Origin of the sequence: Pedobacter polysacchareus (assembly GCF_019802255.1) — a bacterium.
Lineage (GTDB): Bacteria > Bacteroidota > Bacteroidia > Sphingobacteriales > Sphingobacteriaceae > Pedobacter > Pedobacter polysacchareus.
Genome location: NZ_JAHYSS010000001.1, coordinates 555,398 through 570,669, shown reverse-complemented (window position 1 = coordinate 570,669; position 15,272 = coordinate 555,398). Strand labels below are relative to the sequence as shown.

Here is a 15,272-nt window from a genome sequence, read left to right as displayed (position 1 = left end):
TTACGATACAAATATCGCATAAAAATGTCGTAGTTATATTTCAACAAATGTCAATCTACTATTGGATTTCATCATGGCAGCAATCTGCCCATAAACATACTTATCCTTTAATAGATAATCCAGATCAAATTCATATATAATTAAATCTGGAACTTTAACATTTGTCCTTGAAATATTATCCAGTACCGTAGTACAAATAAAAGAACCAATTCTAATTGGACTGACTTTTAGTTCAGCAAACAGGTTTTCAAATGGCCCTTGTGATTTCATTACTGTAAAGCCAATTTCCCTTATTGAATTTAATTTAGATTCTGCTTCTTTTCTATGAGGATAATAGTAATGATTATCGCCAGAAAATGAATGGAATACAGAATTCAAATATTTTAAATACATGTCTTCTTTCATTATTCCGACCTCCACTACACTTGTTCCAAGAAAAATTGCAGCTTTATCATTAAAAGTAGACAATGGGTTTAGCACTTTAACAGGCGCATAGTTTTCAATCCGATCAGTGCTTAGAATCTGAAAATTATACTTCGTAAAATAAATTAAGCTTTTTGGAATTCGAAGTACAAATCCATACAGCAAAGATTTCATAATTAGTTTAAATGCATCACTATTAGCTTTTGATCTTAAATAAGAGACTGTAAAACTAGCAGTTCCCTCATCCATAATATAAAAAGAAGTAGGTTTGACTAGGGACAAAAATATCAGTGTATTATCACTGTTATAATGACTTGCAAAAAATAAAATTTGATTATTTTCATTACGTACTTTTTTACAGTAACTAATGAAATTTCGGTGTTTAGAAGGATTAATAAAAATGTCTTTAAAAACCCAGTTTTTAAAGACTAAAACTTTGCCAATCTTTGTATTCTCCGTGATTTTTCTAACCAATTCATCATCACCCATATCCTCTATAATAAGCGTCATTCTATCTGCTTCGATATTGTATTTATCTATTGCCTCTATGACTTGAAATAATTGGTGTTCAGCTGCTATCAAAAAAATAAAATGATCCATTAGTGAAATAGTTTTTTAGACTTTAAATCATAGTAGTGTTCCATGTTGCGATGCTTAAATACCTGAGCTGGATTTCCACCAACTATAGCTCCGATACTAACACTTTTAGTTACAACAGCTCCAGCTTGAACAATAGCTCCCTCCCCGATATCCACTCCACCCAAAATAATCACACGATCACCAAGCCAAACATTATCACCTATTGAGACATTCTTAATTACATGCGTTTCATCATAAGGGATTTTAAGTCCATGATCGTAATTATGATTGCTAGTTAAAATCAGACAATTTGTTCCAGAATGAAAATTATCTCCAATAATGACTTTTCCCACTCCATTAATAGTCATTCCGTTAAAATTTGGATTAAGGCCTAAGTGCGTTTGTTTAGACAAACGCGTTTTCCCCCCAACAAATATCTCTCCTTTATGAGATCCAACTTGTCTCAAAACTATAAATTGTCTAATGCCTCTTATTAACGTATGTCTTAATTTCAACATTTTCTGTAATAATCCCATCATATTAAAATTTAAAATCCATATCAAATTTAAGGGCTCTAAGAAAGCCCTTTTTCCAAGGCATCTGGTAGACCCTATTACTTAAGAACCAAGTTATTAAAAAGAGTAGGAACCAGGAAAGTACACTCGATTGAACTGAGCCCATTAAACCCCATCTTTTTGTGAAAAAATAACAAACTGGTAAATTAATAATAGCAATAAAGAATGTGGTTATAGCCAAGAACTTTGTTTTACTTGCATAAAATATATAGTTAGAGACCAAAAAATACATCCCATTTAAACCAAAGCATAATAACATCCAAAATAAATATTTACTTCCTTCCTGGAAGTTCTTCCCAACAAAAACATTATAAAATAAAGGGGCGATTAGAGCTCCAATGATTACCATTAACAAAATTAAGAACATTAAATAATAGGTCATTATTACAATTTTCAACTTTACTGAATTATCATCCTTTTTTAGTTTATCGAATAACCAAGGAACATAGGCACTATTGAAAGAAGTTAAAACAATTAATAATATGCTACTTATTTGAAAACTAATCGTGTAAATACCTGTCTCGGTTAAGCCAAGTACCTTACTTATTATTATTCTATCACTCAGGGCAATAATTAAGCCACCAATAGTATGCGGTATCAATGGAAGGCTAAATCTTAAAATATCTTTAATAAATAAGGGGTTAAATTTAAATCTCACTTTTTCATAAAAAACAAGAATAAAAAGTGTAATTAAAGCAAAAATTGCTGTAGATAATTGCCAAGCTCTTAGTCTTCCGTGCCATCCTTCTAAATATTTCACTAGAAATAAATAACTAAGTCCAAAATTTAATAAAGAGACACCAATTTGAAGGAGTCCATATAATATGGATCTTTCTTTAACCTGCAAAATTGTTAATTGAATAAGGATCAAAAATTGAAAAAAAGAAATTAGAATTACAGCATATAAAATATCTTCTGGAAGTCCAGAGAATGTGGCAATATATTTTTTAAAACCTGCTACTATGATGGAAAACAGTAATAAACTTGAAAACGTAATTATTATGCAATTACCTACATACTCTCTAAATTCTGATTCAGAAACGGTGAAATATTTCCTTGTGATTGCACCATGAACACTTAAACCAATGAAAGGGGTAACGAAACTAACAAAAAGAGTATACAAAGAGATAATCCCATATTCAGTAGGAGTTAAATAACTCGTTAATACTGGGATCAATGCAAAAGGAATAGCTGCATTTACCATATTGGCAATAAGATAGATTGCAGTGTTTTTAAACAGCATTGATGATTGAATCTTTTTGAACATTATTTTTTGATGAGATAAGAGCAGAATTGCTGTCCTTTTTCAGTGAGAATAGCATCAAATAGATAATTATATCCCAAAAATTGGGGAAAAATTGTGACTCTACTAAACTATAAACCAAAAAAGGGATGAAAAAATACAGCGGAAATTTAAACTTTTTGTAGAAAATAATACGATATATAAAAGTAAGGCCTAGAATAATTAATGATACGATTCCATATCTATTCCAGACATCAAGAAAGACATTGTATGTATACATTAGTCCGGAAAAATTCCCTTTGTCATAACCAAATATAGTTGTATTTAAATTCAGTCCATTAAAAAATTGTGCCTGTGCATCACCCCTAATGTCATCCTTAATACTATTGGTATCAATAGCGCCAACTAGATCAAAATATTCACTAACCACCTGAAAATGGAAAATTAATACATACATAATCACAATCCCAATAAAGCCTATGATGTTATAGGCTATTCTTTTAGAATAATCAAAACATGCCACTAATAAAATTAAAATGGCAATAATTATACCTGCACGACTTTGTTGAATAATGATAAGTACTAGATTAGTGAATGCAAAGAGGATTATTTTTCTTTTATTATTCTGATCTAAAAACTTATTCATAATCATATAAGCATATAGCGTAATGTTTATAGTAATAGGTATCGCATTAGAAGAAGCCTTACCAAAAAAATCTTCAAGTTCAGGATGAATCAATAAACTAGGTAATGTACTATAATAAACAATAAAATAGTATATGTACAAGCCTAGTAGGTAAATACCTATTACACTAGATTTTATTTGATAATTATATGCATAGTAGAAGGCAAGATAAGTTATTATTGGTCCAAGTATATTAAATGTTTCAGTGGTACCCTTAACGATTAAGTTAAGAGTACCAAAGACCACAAACACCATCGTTAGTGAAAAGGGATAAATGTATATTTTGGATGTTATTCCCTTAAAATTGATTAAAAAAAAGAGAATATAACAAGTGAATAAAAACAAGAATAAAACCTTCGTTGCAGTATCCGATAAAAAAACATAAAGAGTGTTTGGTGCGAGGAACAGAAAAATAAATATAATCGAAACTAAGTAGAGCTTTATTCTTTCCATCCCGCAAACATCATTTAATCGATACATATAAGCATCATTCTTAATTATTTTATACAGCCAGCCTTATTTAATAATTGCCAATCTTATCATAAAAAGAATTCATGACAATTTGATCATCAAGGTTTACCAGATTATCTGTGTTACGGCTTAAAAAAGATTCAGTTAACAGGTATAATCCAGGTTTAAATTCCTTATCAATTGTGTCATCTACATTTACCTCCTCAATGGCAACCGATCCTCGATTTTGGACTTGCAGCTTTTCCATAGGTTTTAGATAGAATCTCCTTTTTTTGGTCATTATTTCAATGGACCAACGTCCTGCACTCAACCAATCTGAATGATATGTAAATGGCACTTTGTTTCTACTTACACCGTTACCTGTAAAAACGCTCCCGCTTGGATGCCAAGAAATTTCATTTAAACCTTGAACGTTTGCATTTAATTGTTCAGGTAATCCAATTATAGATACCACTGTGTCAATAACGTGTGATGAGTTTGCTGTAATCCACTTTCCAAGAGTATAACTATCATAAATAGATGGATCTATAGTGTGTACCCACTCAGTAAATTCAAAGTGAACACTCCTTACACCCCCATCCATCATGATGTGCTCTTTTAAAGCAATTACGGAACTATAATATCTCCTATTGTAAGCTATAGAAACCTGAGCCTCATTCTTAATAGCAGAGGACCTGATTTCTTCGAGACCTTCTGTAGATATATCTCCAGGCTTTTCAATAAGTATATATTTAATTCCTTTATTAAGGAGTTGCAGTGAAGTATTTCTTAGATGGTTTACATTTACGGCATTTATAGCAAAGCTTGGAAAAGAGTCATTACTAATTAAATAGTTTTCTAACCCCCCAGAATAATAGGTAAATTGTGGGAACTCCGCTTTTAAAAGCGCTATTTTTTCTTCCCCTCTACCTACAATTGTAACATTACATTGCAAGCCAACTAATACCAAAAGGTATTCTCTTGCCATATAGCCACTGCCTATAAGTAATACGTTCGTGTTTTTTAAACTCATTTTAGAATTATTTTGTAAAATCTCTATCAGGTGAATTTTTAGGTTATTGGACAAATTATGTCTCTTGCTGACTGTCCTGCAAATACGTTATTCAATTCATGAAAGAAGTTCACATGTGCATTATAGGTCTGACTAACTGTGGGTAACATGCACTTACTTTCAAGTATGTCTTGAAAAATAGCGTATGTCAATTTACTCGAAGGCAGCGTAATAAAACTTTCCATTTTGATTAAATTATTCTCAAAATCATAAAAATGATACGTCTGATCTTCTTCATCAAAAAAGTGAATTCCTTCTAATGAAGTAATTGTAATTTCCACGCCAATCTTCTTCGTAGGGTGTGAACTGATCGTAAAACAATCATTATTTTCGGTCTTACATACAAGTGTACCGTTTACCTCCTTATATTGAGACCCTCTTTTGTTAACTAACAGACTTTCTTTCAAATCAGAAAGATAATTGCCCGACTGACTACCAGTTAAATATTCAAATAGATCTAAATAATGTAGTCCATTACAGCCTAAACCAAAATCACCACCTCTAACGTGCATATTTAAAGGACGATTAGTTCCCACTAACTCTTTTTTAATATTTAAATATTGAGGGAAATAACGATTTACAAAATTACAATAGGCAGTAGCTCCTTTTAGTTCCAATTTGTCAATTATTTGTGCAAACTGTTCCTCTGACTGAAAAACTACCTTTTCTAATAATAAATAACGAATATTTTTATCTAACAAATTCTGGACAATATTATAGCGAGGTCCAGAAGAAGTAGCCACCACTGCAAAATCAATTTGTTCCTTAATGTCATTTAAGGATTCACACCAACAAAAATCACTTTCAGTTGCCCCGATACGCGCTAAGTTAGCTAAGAACAATTCCTTATTGGGTTCAATTACGAATAAGTTATACTTATTTTTCTCATCAAGGAAGGATTGTGCATGACGGCACCCCATACCTCCAAAACCAACAAATAATATATTCATCCTTAATGTACTTTAGTTTTTAACTCCCATTCACCATCTACTTTATCCCATAGGTGAGCAGAACGCCAGCTATCTACTATTTCCCAAAAATAATCTTCTGAAATATCACAGTATTCTAAAAATGTTTGGAAATATTTTTTTGGAAATTCATTATCAAACTTACGTACTAAAGCTACTCCTTCTTCACGGGTAATGTGTCCATCTCTAATTTCATGAGCCGTATCTGAAGTACATCTACCTAATCCAAATTTGATAAATGCTAAATAATAATGAAATCCATCTATTTTATCATCTAAAGAAGCATATTTAGAGTAAGTTCCTTCATTTCTTACTGGATTAGCCTCAAAACCTGTATTTTCAACACAGTAATAGTAGTTTTCTTGAGGTACCCATTTTTTATAATACCCATAAAAATGAATTTCAGCTCCTATTTCATCTAAACTATCATTTGAAGGTGCCATATAAGGAACAAGATCATTTTCACTCACACCATACTTTACCAAGTCATCCGGACCTAAGCCTGAGAAATAGTGCTTTTTATGATCTGATTTATAATCTCTTGTAGCTTTAAAGGCATTTTTCATATCTCCACCATACTCAACTTCCCCATTTTCTCCATACATAATCAAAGGAACCTTGTGTTGTACAGCTACCTGTAATGGAAAATTAGTTTGACCATAAATAAAAGGTTGAAATGGATCTCCTAATATTTCAAAAGATAATTTAGTTAATTTTTTATGAGTTTTCCCCGCTGGAGTACCTAAAATATTAGCTAAATCCCCAACTCTAATCATCTCATGTAAATTTTTAAAACCTATATCTGTGTAGAGATGTGGAGCCCACGTAACAGTTAGTGGATTCATTCCATATTTATGTTTTAGTTCATGCGCAATGTAGGCAGCATCTTTACCTCCACTACAAGGAACGATGACATCATATCCGCCATCATTTCTTCTAAATCTGTCCAAAACTTCAACCAGTTCCTTTTCCCTCTCAGTCCAATCAATTTTATTCTTCTTAAACTCAGCAAAGTTACAAGCTGAACAAACTCCGTTCTCATCAAAAGATATCCTTGGCCTTTGATTTGAAATCGTGCACTTTACACAAAATTTAACTTCCGAAGGTAAATTATACCTTTGTTGCGTGTTTTTATTTTCCATTTATTTAAATTTCTAAAAATCTTTTATAGATTGTAAGCCCTTCTTCCCCACTCTTTTCTGGATGAAACTGAAATCCCCAAATATTATTACAGTGAACACCTGATACATATTCTAATCCATTATATTCAGATAAACACAAAATATCCTCTATATTTTTTGGCTTAGCATAATAGGAATGAATATAATAGACATGATCCCGTTCCTGTTCAATATCTCTTAATGGGGTTTCATTCCAACTTATATTTGCTGGTGCATATATTTTACGCCAACCAACATTAGGAATTCTAATTTTTTGATCCTCAATATACTTTGGAAACTTAACAATATTTCCTTTGATTAAGCCCAATCCCACATTATTTCCAAACTCTTCACTTTCTTCAAATAACAACTGCATGCCAAGACATACACCCATTAAAGGTCGACCTAACTTAGCATATTCCTTAATGGTTTCAATTAAACCAGTATCTTTCAAAGACTGCATTGCAACACCAAATGCGCCAACACCCGGTAGTATTAAATAATCAGCACTAAGAATATCCTCAGTTTTACCTGAAATTATTGGAGGGAAACCAACATGTATGCATGCTTGCTCTATACTGTAGAGATTTCCTAAGCCATAATCAACAATTACTATCTTTTTCACTTTGCTAAATATTAACGACAATCAAAACCATTTACTAAAAGACTTTCCTTCAATTTTTTTAACTGGAGAGGGAGAAATTTCTGAAATGTTCTTCCACTTTTTAAAAAATCAAAATTTCCTTCCTTACTGTCATAATCTACTGTAAAATTACTAAGTACCTCATAGTGCAATATTGATGCTAAAGAAACTGCTTCAATATCTTCATTATGTAAGACTTCCATAACATGATTAGCATTCCCAGCACCACCGTGAGCGATTACAGGTATTGATAGTTTTGAAGCTATTAAGTTCAATAAGTCCATATCAAATCCTTTACCTGTGCCTTCTCGATCTACAGAAGTTATAATTAACTCCCCTGCACCTAGTTCTTCTACCCTTTCGGCCCAACCACCAACTTCAATTCCTGTATGTTCTCTTCCATTATCTACAAAGGCCATATATTGGCCATCAGACTGTTTAATTGCTTCTATTGCAACAACAATTGTAGACGAACCAAACTCTAAAGATGCTTTTTTTATAAAATCAGGATTTTTAATCGCAGCAGTATTAATACATACCTTATCTGCCCCTGCTCGTAAAACTTCTCTAATATCAGAAATTGATCTTAACCCACCACCGACAGTAATTGGAATAAAAATGCTTTTTGCCGTTTCAGATATTATATTATGCAAACTATTGCGCTCATACAAAGATGCTACAACATCCATGAAAAGTAATTCATCTGCACCCTGTTCATAATAATATTTAGCAAAATCAGCAGGTCTACCTAAGACCCTTAGTCCTTCTAAATGAATTCCTTTCACAAGATTTGGACCTTTAATATCTAATCTTGGTATAATTCTAACTGTTTTCATCTACTATATACCCTTCACTTATTATTGTTTCACAAATCATCCAATCTAATGGAGAATCAATATCCACCGAATGAATATCATCCATTACATATTTTTTTATTCTTGAAAAGGAGTGAATTGGTGTCTTTTTCAAGGACGCTACATTAATTAAATAAAGAGACCCATTATAAAAATAAACCGGCGGAGCTTCTTGACGTGTCTGAAAATACCCATCTTTTGACTTCATTAAAAATCCATCTTTATTGTCTTCAAAAAGAGTAAAATAAGGACTCTGATGTGATTCGCACACGGAAACCACCATATCAAGCTCTTTATGATAAAGATTCTTTATGTCAACTAAGTTCTCTTTAGTTCTAAATGGAGACGTCGGTTGCAATAACATAATATTATCATATTTTATCCCCTGTTGCTCATAATATTCTATAGCATGTAATAAAACATCATACGTACCTGCAGTGTCAGTTGCTAATACCTCAGGTCTTTTAAAAGGCACATGAAGTCCATAAGCTTTAACAACTGAAATAATTTCATCACAATCAGTAGTTACACAAATATCCTCGTCTGCAGCCAATTTTCTTGCTATATCCAGCGTGTAATAAATAAGAGGTTTCCCAGATAAATATTTTATATTCTTCCCAGGTATACCTTTTGAGCCTCCACGAGCAGGGATTATATATAAAGTCTTCATTTTTAATAATTAAAAATTTATATGTTTAACATCTTCCTGAGCTTTTAAATAATCTTGATGCTTACCTATGTCTAACCAATAGCCCAACAATGGAAAATGAACTAGACTATGTCTTTCATCTGCAATCACCTTATCCATTAAATCTGTTGCATTAAAGTATGATCCTTTCACAAACATATCTCTTAAAGCTACCTTCATCAAGTATATTCCACCATTTGAATAATAGATATAATCTGGTTTTTCAGTAAATGAAGCAACTTTATGTTCAAAAGTTTCCAATACAGCGTACGGAATATTAACCTTATAAGGGATGCTAGCCAATGCCATACTCGCATTTTCTTGCATGTAGAACTGATAAAAATCTTCAAAATCTATATTTGTCAATAGATCTGAATTCATCACTAAAATATCTTCATAATGAAGGTTTTCAATCAAGGAAAGCGCTCCAAGTGTCCCGAGAGGCTCATCCTCCTCTATATAATAGATATTTACGCCTTTTGAGGAACCATTGCCAAAATGGTTAATTACTTGCTCTTTTAGGTATTTTACACTGATAAAGATATCCTTAATACCATAAGCAATTAAACGGTCTATATTGTACTCTATTATCGGTTTATTTCCAATTTTAAGCATTGGTTTTGGGGTTTGTTCTGTTAGCGGTTTTAATCGCTCCCCCTTCCCACCTGCCATTATAAGTGCAGCTACAGGAAGTATTGTTTTGGTAATTGTTAAATCCAAAATTTCTAATAACTGAAAATTATCATCAATTAATGGGATTAAACTTATTCCATTATTTTTGTACTCTTTTATTAAGGTTATATTATCTTCAGAACTCTTTAAATATTTGAAATTATTGTTCATAAAATCAGCTATTGAATGAGAAATTTCCAATCCATTTAACAAGCCTCTTCTAATATCCCCATCAGTTAGTGAACCAACCAATTTGTTGTCATCATTAACAACAAAAAGTGTTCTACTTACAAAGTCTTTTAGCACATCTAAAGCACGTAGTGCGATCCTTGCTTCGGCACCTAGGTTTACTATGTGTTGTCTCATATTATCTATACTAATTCTTTTAAAATTTTGATAACTTGATTTACAGAGCCTGTCTTGAAGTAAATATTACCTCCAGAGAACTCGTTAATACCTTCTAGGCTGGACAGAGCTGACTGAATTGACTCCTGAGTTAAGGATGCTTGTAAAATATTCGGTCCAATAGCCCGCCCTTCTTGCCTTGCGCCAAGGTTAATTACATACTTACCGAAACTAGCGGCCTCAATTATACCACTAGAAGTATTCCCCAATAAAAATGCGCAAAACTTCATTGCCGTAAAATAACTTTGTGTCCCCAAATTTTCAATTAAGAAAACATTAGGTAAAGAATCGAGTTCTTGAATAAAAACCTTTCTAATTATACTTCCAGCCGTGTCAGCATTTGGCATTGTTACTAAATACTGAAACTTCTCATTGGCTTTAATAACTTTAACTAACTCATCTGCATAATATTCATTTTTATCTGCATTTACCGTTTCTGGATGGAAAGTCGTTAAAATTGTAGTTTTTTTTAAGTCTACACCCCATTTATCCCTAAATTCCTCACAAGTCAATAATTTTACCTGCCCTATATTTTCCAGACCTATTGCCCCAACATTATAAACCTGCTTAGGTTCATCCAACATAGCTTTTAAACGATCAGCATAAGTCTGAGTAGAAGCAAAATGTATTGTAGATGCATGAGATATACAGTGTCTAAAAACATTATCAATAGCTCCTAATGTTTTTTCCCCTCCATGTAAATGAGCAAATTGTACTTGGAACGGAACTCCCGCCATAACAGCAGCAAACATTTCATACCTATCTCCTAAGCAAAATACAACATCAAAATTATGATGATTCATCTTCCAAAAAGATGAAAATTTGATAGTAGTCAATCCTATAGCTGATGCGATAGCGTCGGGACTATCGGAAAGCGGCATTGAATCTATAGTATATTTAACATTAAAGCCCGCATCCTGGATCTGATTTAAAGAATAACCATGAAAATTAGACAAATGTGTCCCAAATGCAATAATCTCTACCTTAAAAAAGCCATCTTCTTTTAAGGCCTTTAATAAGGGTAAGTAGATTCCAAAATCAGCCCTTGAACTGGTTAATATACCTATTCTCATTCAGCTAAATCTTTAATATCAATTTTATGACCTTCGTTTAAGTCATTTAGAACGCGTTTTCCAAGTATAGATCTCATATCCATAGGTGAGATTCCATCTCCTGGCCTTAGCATCTCTAAATCAGACAATTCAATTGAATCACCTTGTTTTTTACTTACTTTTAAGTGTATACTTTTTCTGGCAATTGTTATATTTTTAGTTTCAGAGGGGCTTGGTTTTTTTATATCAGAACCCAATGCCATCTCAATATTTCGAATTGCCGATACCATTGCCTTAAGTTCTATTGGCTCTAGGGAAGCAGCGTGGTCAGGTCCAGGAAGACTTCTGTCCAATGTAAAATGTTTTTCTATAATTTTTGCTCCCAATGCAACTGCCGCAATAGGAACTTCAATTCCTAAAGTATGATCTGAATAACCCACATCAACATTAAAAACTCTTTTAATTTCATTCATTGCTAAAAGATTCACATCCCCATAAGGTGTGGGATATTCTGTATTACAATGAAGTACTGAAATTTTAGCTGAAGTTAACTTTTTTAGAACGGATACAGCATCTCCAATTTCTTCCATCGTACACATTCCTGTAGAAATGATAATCTCATCTGCTAACTCTGCGACCTTTTCCAAATAAGGTAAATTAGTAATTTCACCTGAGGGAATTTTAAATAAGGACAAGTCTAACTTTTTTAAAAAATCCAAACTAACTAAATCAAAAGCAGTAGAAAAAAATTTTATATTCTTCGACTTGGCATACGATATCAAAGTAAAATGGTCCTCTTCAGACAATTCTAATCTTTGAAGCATTTCTAACTGGCTTTCGGCACTATTACCCGTATTTTGATTTTGATAATCGGCTTTTTTGGCCTTATTACTAACTAATCTATCGGCCTTAAATGTTTGGAATTTTACATAATCAGCTCCTGCTGCTGCTGCTGCATCCACTAGCTGCTTTGCAACCATAATATCACCATTATGGTTAACTCCTGCTTCTGCTATAATTAATGTTTTATTCATCTTTTAATTTTTGCTGGATTTCCATAAACAATTACATTATCTGGAATATCTTTCGTAACCACCGATCCTGCTCCAACTATAACATTAGAACCTATAGTTATACCTTGTTTAATAACTGAATTTGCACCTATAAATGAAAAAGATCCAACAGTAACATTTCCTGCCAGTACTGCACCAGGCGCAATATGGCTATAATCATAGATCTTACATTCATGTTCAATTATTGAAGATGAATTACAAATAACTGCTTTCCCTATTTCAGCACAGGAATTAACAATAGCTCCGGGCAAAACAACCGTAGCATCACCAATTACGGCTAAGGGAGAAACCTTGGCCGAGATATCAATAATCGAAGGACAAGAAATTTGATTTTGCAACAAATAATTAAAGATTCTTCCTCGAACTGTATTTTCCCCTAAACAGATAAAAACACTATTCTCTTTTAAAATTTTCAATACCTCCACATCCTTTTCATATCCTAAATATTTCAAAGAATAAGGATTATATGCTTTCGATTCATATTCGCAGTACCCGAGAATTGGAAAATTCCGAGACATTAAAGTATCTAATACGACATAAGCATGTCCCGAAAAACCTATAATTACGGCGCTGCTCATCACAATCTTACACTACTAGGAATATTTACTAATCTATCAGCAACAGATTCAGTATTGGCTAAATCGCCTTTTACTGACTTTTCAAACATTGGTAAACGATGCATTGGCTCCCAAACTGGACGGGCCATTACTCCGTTACTATTCATATATTCCAAAAATGCGTCTCGCTCAACTTTATTTTCAAGAAGAAGGGTATTTAACCAATAGTTTGACTTCGCTCCCTCTATTTCAGAACAAAATTCCAAATTTAAATCACTAAACCTCTTATTATAAAGTTCAGCAAGTTCTCTTTTATTCTGTACAAACAAGGACAATTGTTCCAATTGGGCACAAGCTAATGCCGCATTTAAATTTGGCATTCTAAAATTATAACCAATTTCATCATGTACAAAAGCCCACGCATGGGGTACTTTGGCTTGTGTGGTTAAATGTTTAGCTCTCTTTGCTAATTCAGCATCATTTGTAACTAGTGCACCGCCACCTCCACAGGTGACTGTTTTATTTCCATTAAAACTAAAAACTCCTATTTTTCCGAAGCCCCCAGTATGTCGCCCCTTGTAATAACTTCCTAATGATTCAGCTGAATCCTCAATAAGAGTAATATTCCAAACATCACAAATAGCAGCAATTTCATCAATCCGACAAGGTAATCCAAATGTATGCATTGGAATACAAGCCTTTATTCGTTTACCTGTAGATTTATTATAAGTAAAACCATCTTCCCTTAGCTCAGAATTCTTTTCCAAAAAGTCTCTAAGTGATGCTGGTGATAAGCCTAATGTATCTACATCTATATCTATAAATACTGGATGCGCACCTGCATAGCTAATTGCATTACAAGTTGCAACAAACGTCAAACTCTGAGTTAATACTTCATCTCCCCTTTCTACATCAGCTAATAATAATCCCATGTGCAGGGCATTTGTGCCATTAACTATAGCTATAGCATAAGAAGTGCCCGTTATGTCGCTCATCATTAATTCAAAACGATTCACAAAAGCACCGACAGATGATACAAATGTCGAATCTAATGTCTCTAACACATATTTTCTCTCATTACCAATAAAAAGTGGAGAATGTAATGGAATAAAATCTTGATTAGGAAATTGTGTTTTAATAAAATCTGCAACTTCCTTAAATAAGTTGCTCATATTAAATATTGTAAATATTTGCTTTATACTGTTTCAAATTATCTGGATTACGGAACCATTCAATTGTTTCAGACAATCCAGCTTGCAAACTATATGATTGTTTCCAATTCGTGTGTTGCTGAATTTTCTCATTTGATCCGTATAACCTAAAAACCTCTGATTTTTCAGGTCTTAGCCGTTCATTATCCACAACAATTTTTGCATTAGGATTAATTTGTGATATAATTTCATTAGCCAGATCTCCAACAGATACCTCGGATTGCGTTGCAATATTACAATCATGTCCTATTAATCCATCAGATTTAGCAATTTCTATGAATCCCATTACTGTATCTTTTACGAATAGTAAATCTCTAGTTGGCACAATATCACCCAACTTAATTTCCTCCATTCCATTAAGAAGTTGAGTAATTATTGTTGGAATTACAGCTCTTGCTGACTGCCTAGGTCCATATGTATTAAATGGCCTTACGATAGTCAATGGTAAATCAAAACTTCTATAAAAAGAATCCGCAATACAGTCTGCTCCAATTTTTGAAGCAGAGTATGGTGATTGAGGTTGACGAGGGTGTTTTTCATCAATAGGTATATATTGAGCCGTTCCATATACTTCTGAAGTTGACGTAACTAATACACGTTCTATACCTAGATCTTTTGCGGCTTGAACAATATTCAGAGTTCCTTTAACATTCGTATCTATATAAGAATCTGGAGAGTGATAGCTAAATGGAATAGCTATTAATGCAGCTAAGTGAAACACAACGTCAATGTCTTTCATTGCTGTTCTTACTCCATTAGGATCTCTTACATCCCCAGCAAAGATCTCTACTTCATTTAATATATCCTTAGGTAAGGCATCTAGCCATCCCCAACTATTAAAGGAGTTATAATATACGAAAGCTTTAACTTTACACCCTTCACGAACTAACTGTTCAACTAAATGACTTCCAATAAAACCATCAGAACCTGTAACTAAAACTCTTTTATTAGATATAACCATA

At 32.9% G+C, this 15,272-nt stretch carries 16 protein-coding genes; all 16 read right to left on the bottom strand.

Annotated elements, in window-relative coordinates; all coding sequences use genetic code 11:
• Positions 1-33: 33 nt before the first annotated feature.
• The 16 genes from K7X70_RS02415 to K7X70_RS02340 all read right to left on the bottom strand — a co-directional run bounded on the left by K7X70_RS02415 (position 34) and on the right by K7X70_RS02340 (position 15,271).
• Complete coding sequence (locus K7X70_RS02415; RefSeq protein ID WP_222535560.1) at positions 34-1,023, bottom strand: hypothetical protein; 990 nt, start codon at positions 1,021-1,023, stop codon at positions 34-36.
• Positions 1,023-1,541 carry an acyltransferase gene (locus K7X70_RS02410; RefSeq protein ID WP_222535559.1) on the bottom strand — a complete coding sequence of 173 codons (519 nt, stop codon included), beginning with the start codon at positions 1,539-1,541 and terminating at the stop codon, positions 1,023-1,025. Before K7X70_RS02410 ends, K7X70_RS02415 begins: the two co-directional genes overlap by 1 nt.
• 1 nt (position 1,542) lies before the next feature.
• Entirely contained in the window at positions 1,543-2,844 is a 1,302-nt protein-coding gene (locus K7X70_RS02405) for a lipopolysaccharide biosynthesis protein (RefSeq protein WP_222535558.1), read from the bottom strand.
• Positions 2,810-3,958 (bottom strand): hypothetical protein, encoded by a 1,149-nt coding sequence (locus K7X70_RS02400; RefSeq protein WP_222535557.1) that lies wholly within the window; start codon positions 3,956-3,958, stop codon positions 2,810-2,812. The genes K7X70_RS02405 and K7X70_RS02400 overlap by 35 nt, the downstream gene beginning before the upstream one ends.
• Positions 3,959-4,025: 67 nt before the next feature.
• Positions 4,026-4,988: a Gfo/Idh/MocA family oxidoreductase gene (locus tag K7X70_RS02395; protein ID WP_222535556.1), complete on the bottom strand. Its 963-nt coding sequence runs from the start codon at positions 4,986-4,988 to the stop codon at positions 4,026-4,028.
• Positions 4,989-5,026: 38 nt separating this feature from the next.
• Positions 5,027-5,977 (bottom strand): Gfo/Idh/MocA family oxidoreductase, encoded by a 951-nt coding sequence (locus K7X70_RS02390; RefSeq protein ID WP_222535555.1) that lies wholly within the window; start codon positions 5,975-5,977, stop codon positions 5,027-5,029.
• A gap of 2 nt (positions 5,978-5,979) precedes the next feature.
• Positions 5,980-7,137: an N-acetyl sugar amidotransferase gene (locus tag K7X70_RS02385; protein ID WP_222535554.1), complete on the bottom strand. Its 1,158-nt coding sequence runs from the start codon at positions 7,135-7,137 to the stop codon at positions 5,980-5,982.
• A gap of 4 nt (positions 7,138-7,141) precedes the next feature.
• Complete coding sequence (gene hisH, locus K7X70_RS02380) at positions 7,142-7,780, bottom strand: imidazole glycerol phosphate synthase subunit HisH (RefSeq protein ID WP_222535553.1); 639 nt, start codon at positions 7,778-7,780, stop codon at positions 7,142-7,144.
• 11 nt (positions 7,781-7,791) lie between these two features.
• Positions 7,792-8,634, bottom strand: coding sequence for an imidazole glycerol phosphate synthase subunit HisF (hisF, locus tag K7X70_RS02375; protein ID WP_222535552.1), 843 nt, complete (start codon positions 8,632-8,634; stop codon positions 7,792-7,794).
• Entirely contained in the window at positions 8,621-9,322 is a 702-nt protein-coding gene (locus K7X70_RS02370) for an acylneuraminate cytidylyltransferase family protein (RefSeq protein ID WP_222535551.1), read from the bottom strand. Before K7X70_RS02370 ends, hisF begins: the two co-directional genes overlap by 14 nt.
• 9 nt (positions 9,323-9,331) lie before the next feature.
• Positions 9,332-10,378 (bottom strand): nucleotidyltransferase family protein, encoded by a 1,047-nt coding sequence (locus tag K7X70_RS02365; protein WP_222535550.1) that lies wholly within the window; start codon positions 10,376-10,378, stop codon positions 9,332-9,334.
• 5 nt (positions 10,379-10,383) lie between these two features.
• Complete coding sequence (gene neuC, locus K7X70_RS02360; protein ID WP_222535549.1) at positions 10,384-11,490, bottom strand: UDP-N-acetylglucosamine 2-epimerase; 1,107 nt, start codon at positions 11,488-11,490, stop codon at positions 10,384-10,386.
• The gene (gene neuB, locus K7X70_RS02355) at positions 11,487-12,503 is read right to left on the bottom strand and encodes an N-acetylneuraminate synthase (protein ID WP_222535548.1); all 1,017 of its coding nucleotides are present in this window, start codon (positions 12,501-12,503) and stop codon (positions 11,487-11,489) included. The genes neuC and neuB overlap by 4 nt, the downstream gene beginning before the upstream one ends.
• Complete coding sequence (locus tag K7X70_RS02350) at positions 12,500-13,120, bottom strand: acetyltransferase (RefSeq protein WP_222535547.1); 621 nt, start codon at positions 13,118-13,120, stop codon at positions 12,500-12,502. The genes neuB and K7X70_RS02350 overlap by 4 nt, the downstream gene beginning before the upstream one ends.
• The gene (locus K7X70_RS02345; RefSeq protein WP_222535546.1) at positions 13,120-14,271 is read right to left on the bottom strand and encodes a LegC family aminotransferase; all 1,152 of its coding nucleotides are present in this window, start codon (positions 14,269-14,271) and stop codon (positions 13,120-13,122) included. Before K7X70_RS02345 ends, K7X70_RS02350 begins: the two co-directional genes overlap by 1 nt.
• Position 14,272: 1 nt before the next feature.
• Positions 14,273-15,271 carry an NAD-dependent 4,6-dehydratase LegB gene (locus K7X70_RS02340; RefSeq protein WP_222535545.1) on the bottom strand — a complete coding sequence of 333 codons (999 nt, stop codon included), beginning with the start codon at positions 15,269-15,271 and terminating at the stop codon, positions 14,273-14,275.
• Position 15,272: the final 1 nt, after the last annotated feature.

What these genes read in the sequence shown, in the direction of transcription:
- K7X70_RS02400 (WP_222535557.1), bottom strand. Translation starts at nt 3,958, where the DNA reads ATGGAAAGAATAAAGCTCTACTTAGTTTCGATTATATTTATTTTTCTG.
- K7X70_RS02410 (WP_222535559.1), bottom strand. Translation starts at nt 1,541, where the DNA reads ATGATGGGATTATTACAGAAAATGTTGAAATTAAGACATACGTTAATA.
- K7X70_RS02390 (WP_222535555.1), bottom strand. Translation starts at nt 5,977, where the DNA reads ATGAATATATTATTTGTTGGTTTTGGAGGTATGGGGTGCCGTCATGCA.
- K7X70_RS02395 (WP_222535556.1), bottom strand. Translation starts at nt 4,988, where the DNA reads ATGAGTTTAAAAAACACGAACGTATTACTTATAGGCAGTGGCTATATG.
- K7X70_RS02345 (WP_222535546.1), bottom strand. Translation starts at nt 14,271, where the DNA reads ATGAGCAACTTATTTAAGGAAGTTGCAGATTTTATTAAAACACAATTT.
- neuC (WP_222535549.1), bottom strand. Translation starts at nt 11,490, where the DNA reads ATGAGAATAGGTATATTAACCAGTTCAAGGGCTGATTTTGGAATCTAC.
- hisF (WP_222535552.1), bottom strand. Translation starts at nt 8,634, where the DNA reads ATGAAAACAGTTAGAATTATACCAAGATTAGATATTAAAGGTCCAAAT.
- K7X70_RS02385 (WP_222535554.1), bottom strand. Translation starts at nt 7,137, where the DNA reads ATGGAAAATAAAAACACGCAACAAAGGTATAATTTACCTTCGGAAGTT.
- K7X70_RS02340 (WP_222535545.1), bottom strand. Translation starts at nt 15,271, where the DNA reads ATGGTTATATCTAATAAAAGAGTTTTAGTTACAGGTTCTGATGGTTTT.
- K7X70_RS02365 (WP_222535550.1), bottom strand. Translation starts at nt 10,378, where the DNA reads ATGAGACAACACATAGTAAACCTAGGTGCCGAAGCAAGGATCGCACTA.
- K7X70_RS02405 (WP_222535558.1), bottom strand. Translation starts at nt 2,844, where the DNA reads ATGTTCAAAAAGATTCAATCATCAATGCTGTTTAAAAACACTGCAATC.
- K7X70_RS02350 (WP_222535547.1), bottom strand. Translation starts at nt 13,120, where the DNA reads ATGAGCAGCGCCGTAATTATAGGTTTTTCGGGACATGCTTATGTCGTA.
- K7X70_RS02370 (WP_222535551.1), bottom strand. Translation starts at nt 9,322, where the DNA reads ATGAAGACTTTATATATAATCCCTGCTCGTGGAGGCTCAAAAGGTATA.
- K7X70_RS02415 (WP_222535560.1), bottom strand. Translation starts at nt 1,023, where the DNA reads ATGGATCATTTTATTTTTTTGATAGCAGCTGAACACCAATTATTTCAA.
- neuB (WP_222535548.1), bottom strand. Translation starts at nt 12,503, where the DNA reads ATGAATAAAACATTAATTATAGCAGAAGCAGGAGTTAACCATAATGGT.